This window comes from Nocardioides fonticola (assembly GCF_039536805.1).
GTDB lineage: Bacteria > Actinomycetota > Actinomycetes > Propionibacteriales > Nocardioidaceae > Nocardioides > Nocardioides fonticola.
On the sequence record NZ_BAAAZH010000036.1, the window covers coordinates 49,009 to 58,203 of the forward strand.

At 70.5% G+C, this 9,195-nt stretch carries 4 protein-coding genes; 1 reads left to right on the top strand and 3 read right to left on the bottom strand.

Annotation, left to right across the window (positions count from 1 at the left end; genetic code table 11):
- Positions 1 to 32 precede the first annotated feature (32 nt).
- From ABD671_RS21345 to ABD671_RS21355, 3 genes are all read right to left on the bottom strand, one after another.
- Positions 33 to 245 (bottom strand): hypothetical protein, encoded by a 213-nt coding sequence (locus ABD671_RS21345; protein ID WP_344735532.1) that lies wholly within the window; start codon positions 243 to 245, stop codon positions 33 to 35.
- A gap of 90 nt (positions 246 to 335) precedes the next feature.
- Positions 336 to 1,763, bottom strand: a complete 1,428-nt coding sequence (locus ABD671_RS21350) for a hypothetical protein (RefSeq protein WP_344735533.1) — start codon at positions 1,761 to 1,763, stop codon at positions 336 to 338.
- Between the two features lie 67 nt (positions 1,764 to 1,830).
- On the bottom strand, positions 1,831 to 2,814 hold the full coding sequence (locus ABD671_RS21355; RefSeq protein ID WP_344735534.1) for an EcsC family protein: 984 nt from the start codon (positions 2,812 to 2,814) through the stop codon (positions 1,831 to 1,833).
- A gap of 384 nt (positions 2,815 to 3,198) precedes the next feature.
- Here ABD671_RS21355 and ABD671_RS21360 point away from each other — a divergent pair, with 384 nt between their 5' ends.
- Positions 3,199 to 9,144: an anti-phage protein ProA gene (locus ABD671_RS21360; protein ID WP_344735535.1), complete on the top strand. Its 5,946-nt coding sequence runs from the start codon at positions 3,199 to 3,201 to the stop codon at positions 9,142 to 9,144.
- Positions 9,145 to 9,195: the final 51 nt, after the last annotated feature.

The window sequence follows — 9,195 nt, forward strand, 5'->3', positions numbered from 1 at the left end:
CAGCCGACCGGCAAAGGTGCCAGGGCTTCCGATCAGTCCCCGATGTACTGCTGCCAGCCTGCCCGACGCATCGTCTCCTTGACCTGGTCGACGGAGTCGGCGACCCGCGGATCGTCGGAGAACTGCGCCCAGAGGGCGTAGTCGTCGTCCGATTCAGCAGAACGCCACAGCGTCAGATCGCCGAGCCGATTGCCGAGGGGGTCGTCATGCCGCCTGGACTTCCACCATCGCACGATGCGTCGCATGACGGCACGGTAGTCCCGGGGTCCGACGCTGTCGCGGACCGGTGATTCCGGCCGTCGTCCACCGGGGGATGCCGAGGCGTCACAGAACAGTCAGTCCGAGTCAGGCAGGTGCACGTACGTCTCGACGCCTGCCTCATCCAGCGCCTCGACGAGCTTCGGGTCGAGATCGATGCCGGTCGGGCCCTCGAAGAAGTGCCATTCGACGTGGTAACCGTGGTCGACCAACCGCGCGTCCTTCGCGACCTGGCTGGCCTCGGATGCGCTGAAGACCTGGGGACCGACCTTGGCGATCCGCAGCACCGATCGACCTGGAACGACGCCCTCCGAGCAATGGCTGCAGGCGTCGATGAGCCGACCGCCGACGAATCGTCCGAACGGCAACACGTCGATGTAGACGGGGCCGCTCACGGCGCCATCGTTCAGCTCCTTGGCGTAGGCGCGAAGCGCGGAACCAGCTGCATCGGCAGAGGGGACGACGCCGTCGGTAGCGTCCGCGATCCGCGCTGCGATCAGTCGGTCTCGACCCTTCAGGACGATCGAGGTGACGCCGGCGAGACGGCTTCCGGTCCGCGCGATCCGGGTGATGGTCGGGTCAGTGAGACCCACGGACGCGAGGGTCTTCACCGAGGCATCGGCGGTAGCCAGGAGCGTCATCCGCACGGCGTTCGGCATGAGCTTCCAAGCCGCGATCGCGCGCATCACGGTGGGGATCAAGGTCGGGTGGTCGGCGACGAACTTCAATACCTTCTTGATCTGGCTCGCGCTGCTGCCGCCGAAGGGGATGGCGCTCAGTGCGTTGAGGCCGGCGCCTACGGCGTCGCCATCGATGAGGTCGGAGATCGCGTCCCGGCCGCCGGTGAACGCGTTCGCCGCGATGCCGAAGATGCTGGTGGAGCGGATCAGCGACGTGACCAGTGAGCCCAGCAGTTGCGGCACCGTGTCGGGATCGCGGAAGTCCCCGAAGAGGGCACCTTCGCCGAACTCCTTCGCCCAGGAGGTCGCGTCCCAGGGAGCGTCGGAGATCAGTGGAGAGCGATCGTCGCCCTCATCCTCGCCGTCGGGCGTGCCGTCGTCGTCGGTGTCGGCGTTCCCCGGGTCGGAGCCGAGGGCCTTCTCGAGGCCGTCGTCCGCGCCATCCTCGTCCGCGTCGGCGACCTCGGGGTCCGTCCCGTCGCTGAGTTCGACAGCATCGGACAAGCCGTCATTGTCAGCATCGGCGACGGACGGGTCCGCGAGCGCGACGTACACCGGGCGGGAACACGACCACAGCTCGCGCACGTGATCGGCGGAGAATCGCCCGACAGCAATGGCGTGCAACTCCTGCCTATCGCCTGCGCCGTCCTCGTCCGTGTCGGCTTTCGACGGATCTGTTCTCCAACGCGTCACGCCGTCGGCGTCCTGGAGACCCGCCCGCTCCTGGCAGTCGCTGATGCCGTCGCCATCGGCGTCGCGGTGCACCTCGACGAAGCGGACGGCGCTGACCGCTGTCACGCCGGTGATCAGCAACGCCACGATCACCAGCAGCTTCGGTCTGCGTCTCCGAGGGAGCATCGCTGAACTCTCCACCGGATCCGTCGGGAGGCCCTCAGCCATCGCTGTCGCCACCGTCGACGATCTCGAGCTCCGGCATCGCCTCCGCGAGGACGTCGTCGCCGCCCGACGCGTCATCTGTCACCCATTCCCGCGGATCGAGCCCGTACTTCTCACTGAGGAACCTCAGGCGGTACACGTCCCTTGCGGCTCGATAGGTCGTGTCGACGAGGTGGGCGGACAGACCGGCGTTGATGAGGACACCCGCCACTGGCACTGCTTGGGCGAGCTTCCTCTTGGTGAGCTTCTCGCCGAGACTCAGGAAGATCCGATCGATGACCTTCACCAGCGCGTTCCGGTTCAGTTCGTTCCAGGTGACCTGTCGCATCATCTGCGTGGTGAGCCTGCGCAGGCTGGTCAGGGCCGCGGTCTTTTCGGCTGCCGTCGAGGCGGTGCCGAGCGAGATGATGCCGAGGGCGAACGCCTCCTCCTCAGGAAGTCGGACGTCGTATCCGTAACCGGCTGCGACGTGGCCGATCACGCGACCCATGAGTGCCATGGACGCGACGGCGTCGGCCGCGATCGCCCCGGCAGCTACCCCGACCGTGACACCAGCGCTCACCGTGGTCGCGACCTCGGCCCCGGTGACCGCGAGGGCGCTCCCCGCCCCTTCGGCCAGCGCCAGACCCGAGTAGAGCGTGCGCACGGCTGGAAGCGACTTGTCGAGCGTTCGGAGATCGAGAGCCTTGAGATCGTCCGAGTCCTCCACGCCCAGGCGGCGGAGTGAACGCTGCGCATTCACGCTGCGGAGAGCCGGATCGAAAGTGACAGTCTTCATTCCAGCCATCGCGCGGCCGATCTGCTCCTCGATGCCGGCGTGAGCAGGGACCTTGTTCCAGGCTCCGCCGAGCACCTCGCGGACGGGCGAGGTCGCCTTGGACGCCAGCTGTCGGATGGGGCTCTCGCGGTGGCGGTTGAGCCGCTCGATCGACGCCGTCCACGCTGAACGCTCGTACGACGACATCGCCGAGGTGCTCATGACCGACCTTCTTTCCCGAGGACCTGGAGGGAGGGACCTTCGAAGTGCGCGAGGTTCGAAGGTCGGTCGACGGTATCGGAAGGTTCCGATACTGGTCGCGCTCTCGGTCAGGTGGGTCAAGGCCAGCAGCCCGTCTGGAAAGTCGGCTCCGTGACCGCCCCAATACCGCCCGTCTGGACCACCTCTAGCGATCCCTCGGACCCGAGGTAAAGGATCGGGACATGGCCGTCTTGCCCCTGCGTCCCAGTCCCCGAGTCTGTCGTCCTCACCTCTAGGGCGGGTTCTTTACCAAACCCCGCCCGGTATCGGAGTCGTGCGACTACGGTGCCCGCTGGCGTCCCCACCGCCACCGGCTCCGGCCGTCTCGGAAGTCAAGGAGTAGCAGTGCCCCCCGTCTCGATCTCGTTCACCGTCACCGACCCCGTGAGCTACGCCCAGGCGCACAACGGCATCCAGCCGGTGGCCGGGGTCGAGATCGTCTCCGACGTCGAGGCGCACGGCGCAGAGCTCGCCATCGAACTGCGGGACGACGAGGGTTCGCTCACCCGTCCCTTCACCCGGGCGGTCGACCTCGCGGCGGGCCAGGTCAGCCGCGTCGACGTCTCGGGGCTCCAGCTCGACGCGGCGGCGCTGCTGCAGAGTCGGGAGACGCGGCGAGGGGTCGCCCGCCTCGTCCTCAGCCGGGACGGCGAGACGCTCGCCGAGGCCACCCGTGATCTCAATGTGCTGGCGGCCAACCACTGGCGCTCCCGCCCGGAGGGTCTGGCCTTCGAACTGCTCTCGGCCTACGTCATGCCGAACGACCCGGCCATCAGCACCCTGCTCGTCGAGGCGGCCGCCCTGCTCCAGGAGGCCACCGGCCGTTCGGCGCTCGACGGCTACCAGTCCGGCTCGCCCGAGCGGGTCGACGCCATCGTCGAGGCGGTGTGGAACGCCGCGCAGCGCCGCTCGATCCGCTACGCCGAGCCGCCGGCGAGCTGGGCCGACGAGGGTCAGAAGGTCCGCACGCCCACCGAGGTCCTCGAGGGCGGGCTCGGCACGTGCCTCGACACCACCGTCGTCCTGGCCGCCGCTTTGGAGCAGGCCGGCCTGCGGCCGCTGCTGTGGGTGATCGAGGGGCACGCGTTCCTGGGTTACTGGCGCGGCGAGTCCGCGCTGGACGCCGTCCGCTCGGAAGACTCCGCCGATGTCGTCAACCTCATCGACCTCGGCGCGATGCGCCTCGTCGAGACCACGCTCGTCACCGACGACTCCCACGATGCGCCCCTGGCCAACGCCCATGCCGCGGCGCTGCGCCACCTCGACGGCACGAGCGCCGTGCTGGCGATCGTCGACGTCTGGCGCGCCCGCCGAGCCCAGATCCGACCGCTCCCGGCTCGGCGCGTGCAGGCCGACGGCTCGGTCGAGGTGCATGAGTACCGCCCGCAGGAGGACGCCGAGCGCCGACTGGTCATCGAGTACGCCGGCGACCGGCCCGACCGCGCTGTGGCCGATCCGGCCCCGCCGCGGGTGCGGCAGTGGAAGAACTCGCTGCTCGACCTCAGCCTGCGCAACCGGCTGATCAACTACACCGACCGCGCCGGCATCAGCGTGCTCGCTCCCGAGGGCCTGCTGCCCCAGATCGAGGACCTCGTCAACGCAGGTCGCCCGCTCAGCCTGCGGGCCATCGACTTCGTCGACGCCATCGACCGCGAGCGCGGCGTCCCCAACGCCCGCACCCTCGATCAGGGACGCCTCAGCTCCCTGCTGGTGGAGAAGCAGGCGCTCTTCGCCGACCTCACCAGCGAGACCTACCAGAGTCGGCTGCGCAGCCTCGCCTACAAGGCGCGCACGCTGGAGGAGGAGACGGGCGCCAACAACCTCTACCTCGCGCTCGGCTCCTTGAGCTGGAAGCTCGACGACCGCGAGCTGCGCTCGCCGTTGATCCTCGTGCCGGTGCGGCTCACCACCACCTCGCGCGGTCAGGTGTACCGGCTCGTGCTCGACGAGAGCGGCGCCAGCACCCCGAACTTCTGTCTGCTGGAGAAGCTGCGGGCGTCGTTCGGGCTCCAGATCCCCGGTCTGGCCAACCCGGTCGAAGACCAGTCCGGCATCGACCTCGCGGCCGCATTGGAGGCCACGCGGGTCGCGATCGCCGAGGCCGGGCTGTCGTTCCGGGTCAACGAGACGGCTGATCTCGCGATCCTGCAGTTCGCGAAGTTCCGCCTCTGGAAGGATCTCGACGAGAACTGGGAGGCCCTCATGGCCAACCCGCTCGTCAAGCACCTCGTCGAGACCCCCAGCGACATCTTCGTCGACCCCACCCCGGCACCGGTCGACGTCGACCTCGACGCCCTGGACGCCGTCAGCCCGGTGCCGGCCGACGCCTCCCAGCTCGAGGCGGTCGCCGACGCCGTGGCCGGGCGCACGTTCGTGCTCGAAGGCCCTCCCGGCACCGGCAAGTCGCAGACCATCACCAACCTGCTCACCCGCGCCGTCGCCGACGGACGCCGCGTCCTCTTCGTCGCCGAGAAGCGCGCCGCCCTCGACGTCGTCGCCGACCGGCTGGCATCGGTCGGGATGGCGCCCTTCTCCCTCGACCTGCACGACAAGGCCTCGAAGCCCGCCGTCGTGCGCGCACACATCAAGCGCGCGATCGAGCACGCCGTCCAGGTCGACGAGCAGGGCCACCACGCGGCCGCCGACGACCTCAAGGCAAGTCGCCGCATCCTCGCCCGCTACGCCGAACGCCTCCACGAGCCCAACGCGGCGGGCCTCTCCTTCTACTCCGCCCGCACCCAGCTCCTCACCCTCGGCGAGCAGGGGCCGGCCTTCGAGGTCCCGCGCGCCGTCGTCACCGGATCCGTCGACCTCGACGCCCTCCGAGCCGCGATCGGTCGACTCCCCGACCCCGCCGACCTCGCCCGCCCCGGCCTCGACCACCCGTGGGGATTCGTCCGCCTGCGGTCGCTCGACGGCGTCGCCATCGAGCAGGTCCGCTCCGCCGCCCGCGCCGTCGACGCCGCGCTGACGGCGCTGCTCGGAGCCGGGCAGCTGGGCGACGTCGTCCGCGCTGCCGACAGCAGCGAAGACCTCCGCGCGCTCGCGGCCCTCGTCGAACGGCACAGCCGCATCGAGGTCCTCGACGCCGCACGCACCCCCGCCTGGCAGCAGTCGAGCGCCGGCCTCGCCGCCGAGATCGCCCGCTTCGTCGCCGCCTCCCACCCCGGCCTCGACGTCCTCACGCCCGCCGCGCTCGACCTCCCGGTCGCCGACCTGGCAGCGCAGTCGCAGGCCGCCGAGGACGCCGGGTTCTTCAAGCGCAAGAAGCTGCGTCAGGCCGTGTTCGCCCAGCTCCAGCCGGTGCTGCGCGAGGGGCAGACCATCAAGCTCAAGAAGGTCGACGAGGTCGTCACCGCCCTGGCGCAGGTGCACGGCGCGGTCCGCGGCCTGGCCGGCCAGGCCGGTGCCATCCCGGGGCTGGAGATCCCGGAGAGCTGGAACCCCTTCACCGAGGCCGGCCAGCAGCTCGTCGACCGCCAGGTCGAATGGCTGCGGTGGGCGGGCGCCGTCGTCGACACCTCCTCCGAGCGGCGCTTCACCCAGACCCTGCGCCAGTGGCTCGCCACCAACGCCGCCGCCACCCCCGACCAGGCCGCGGCTGTCAGCAGCCTCGCGGAGAGCCTCGGCACCCTGACCGCCCAGCTGAAGGTCGACCCGGCCGTGCTCACCGCCTGGTCAGGCGAGATCGGGTTCGCGGAGCGCTGGCAGCGCTCGACCGATCGCCGTCGCCTCGACGAGCCCGAACTGCTGTCGCTGCGACGCTGGGTCGACTTCGAGGCAGCGCTCGCGCCGCTCGAGGCCGCCGGAATGACCGCCGCCGCCCAGGCGCTGCGCACCGCCGCGATCGACGCCGACGAGGCCGTCCAGGCGTTCCAGCGCGGCCTGGCGATCACCTCGGTCGCCGAACGCCGCGACGCCTCCGGCCTCGACGGCTTCGACCCCCAGGCCCACGAGAAGGCGGTCGCGCGGTTCTCCCGTTCGCTGCGCGACGCCCGCGGCCAGATGGCCAGCGTCGCGCCCGCCCAGGTGCTCTCCTCCCGCACCTTCCAGACCTCGAACTCCACCGGCCGCATCGGCGAGCTGAAGCGTGAGATCGGTCGGCAGCGCGGCGGTCTCGGCGTCCGCGCCCTCATGGAGAAGTACGGCGACCTCGTCGTCCAGCTCATGCCGTGCGTGCTCGTCAGCCCCGACTCGGTGGCCCGGTTCTTCCCCGTCGGCGGCGTCACCTTCGATCTCGTCGTCTTCGACGAGGCCTCGCAGATCCGCGTCGCCGACGCGATCGGCGCGATGGGCCGCGGCACCGCCGTCGTCATCGTCGGCGACAGCAAGCAGATGCCGCCCACGTCCTTCGCCGAGACCGCCATCGGCACCGACGACGACACCCTCGAGGCCGAGCTGTCGGCCACCGAAGACCAGGAGAGCATCCTCGAGGAGGCGATCTCCGCGCAGGTGCCCAAGCGGCTGCTGACCTGGCACTACCGCAGCCAGGACGAGTCGCTGATCGCGTTCAGCAACATCCACTACTACGACAGCCGACTCTCCTCCTTCCCTGCTCCCGCCGGCGACCCCGGCAGTCGTCTCGCCCACGGGCGCGGCATCAGCCTGGTGCGCGTGAACGGGGAGTTCCAGCGCTCCGGCAAGGGCAAGCTGCTGCGCACCAACCCGGTCGAGGCCGAGGCGATCTTCGAGGACGTCAAGCGACGTTTCGCCGCCTCGCCCGACGCCACGCCGTCCCTCGGCGTCGTCACCTTCAACCAGCAGCAGCGCGCCTACATCGAGAACCTCATCCGCGACAGCCAGGACGAGCGCCTTCTCGAGGCACTGGACGGCGTCAACGGCGAGGGTCTGTTCATCAAGAACCTCGAGAACGTCCAGGGCGACGAGCGCGACGTCATCCTCTTCTCCACCGCCTTCTCGGTGAACGAGAAGGGCGTGCTCCCGCTCAACTTCGGGCCGCTCACCCGCGCCGGCGGCGAACGCCGACTCAACGTCGCCATCACCCGCGCCCGCCGCCAGGTCGTCATCTACAGCTCCTTCGACCCCGAGCAGATCCGCATCGAGCAGACCCAGTCCGTCGGCGTCGCCCACCTGCGCGCCTACATGGAGCTCGCCGCCCGTGGCACCGCCGCCCTCGAGGCCAACGGCCAGATCGTCGCCGTCCCCGACCGGCACCGCGACGAGGTCGCCGCCCGCCTCCGCGCCGCCGGCCTGGCGGTCACTACCGACGTCGGTCTCTCCGACTTCCGCATCGACCTCGTGCTCGCCCGCCCCGAGGCGCCCGAGACGCCGCTGGTCGCCGTCCTCTTCGACGGCCCCGGCTGGTCGAAGCGACGCACCGTCGGCGACCGCGACGGTCTCCCGCTCAGCGTGCTGCGCGGCCTCATGAAGTGGCCGGCCGTCGAGCGGGTCTGGATGCCGGCCTGGATCAGCGACCCCGACGCCGTCATCGCCCACCTCGCCGACGTCGTCGCCCGCGCCGCAGCCGGGCCGATCACCGAGCCGGAGCCTCCCGCGCCCGAGGCCTCCCCGACCACCGCCACGTCGTCGGTCTCCGCACCCGAGCCGGTCGCCGAGACGCAGCCCGCGCCGACAGCGTTCGCTGCCCCGGACCCCGCGCACGACCTCACCGGCAGCACGCCGGCCGCCGCCCTCGCCTCGGCGATCTCCCAGATCACCACGGCCGCGGTGGCACCCGGGGTGACGACCCCTGCGCCGGCCTCCGGCAGCGGCGTCGAGACGCCGTTCGTCGAGTTCGTGCCCCGACCGGTCGGCCCACGCAGCGTCCTCGACGACCTCCCCGCGGCCTCCGCGGCCGCCCGCGTGCGCGGCCTCATCCATGAGATCGTCCAGGCCGAGGGCCCGATCCACGTCGAGCGGCTCGCCCGACACGTCGCCGCCTGCTACGACCTCACCCGCCTGAGCCCCGCCCGCATCTCCACCATCGCCAGCCAGGTCTCGGTCGAGATGCTCAAGACCCCCGACGAGCCCTTCGCCTGGCCGCTCGACCTCGACCCCGCCACCTGGCGCGGCTACCGGCCCGACCCTGCCAGCCTGCGCCAGCTCGAGCACATCTCCATGCGCGAGGTCGCGAACGTCATGCAATCGCTCTGTCGGAACGCCGCCGGGCTGTCGGATGACGAGCTGATCGCCGAGACCGTCGTCGTCTTCGGGATGAAGCGTCGGACCTCCGGCGTACGGTCTCGCCTCGAATCGACGATCGGATGGGCGCTGGAGGCGTCCCGTCTGGTGAGGATCGAGGGTCGACTCGAGGCTGGAAGGAGTGCGTGACGTGACGGCTGCAAAAACGATGTCGGATCGTCGACAGGCCCGCGTCCGACC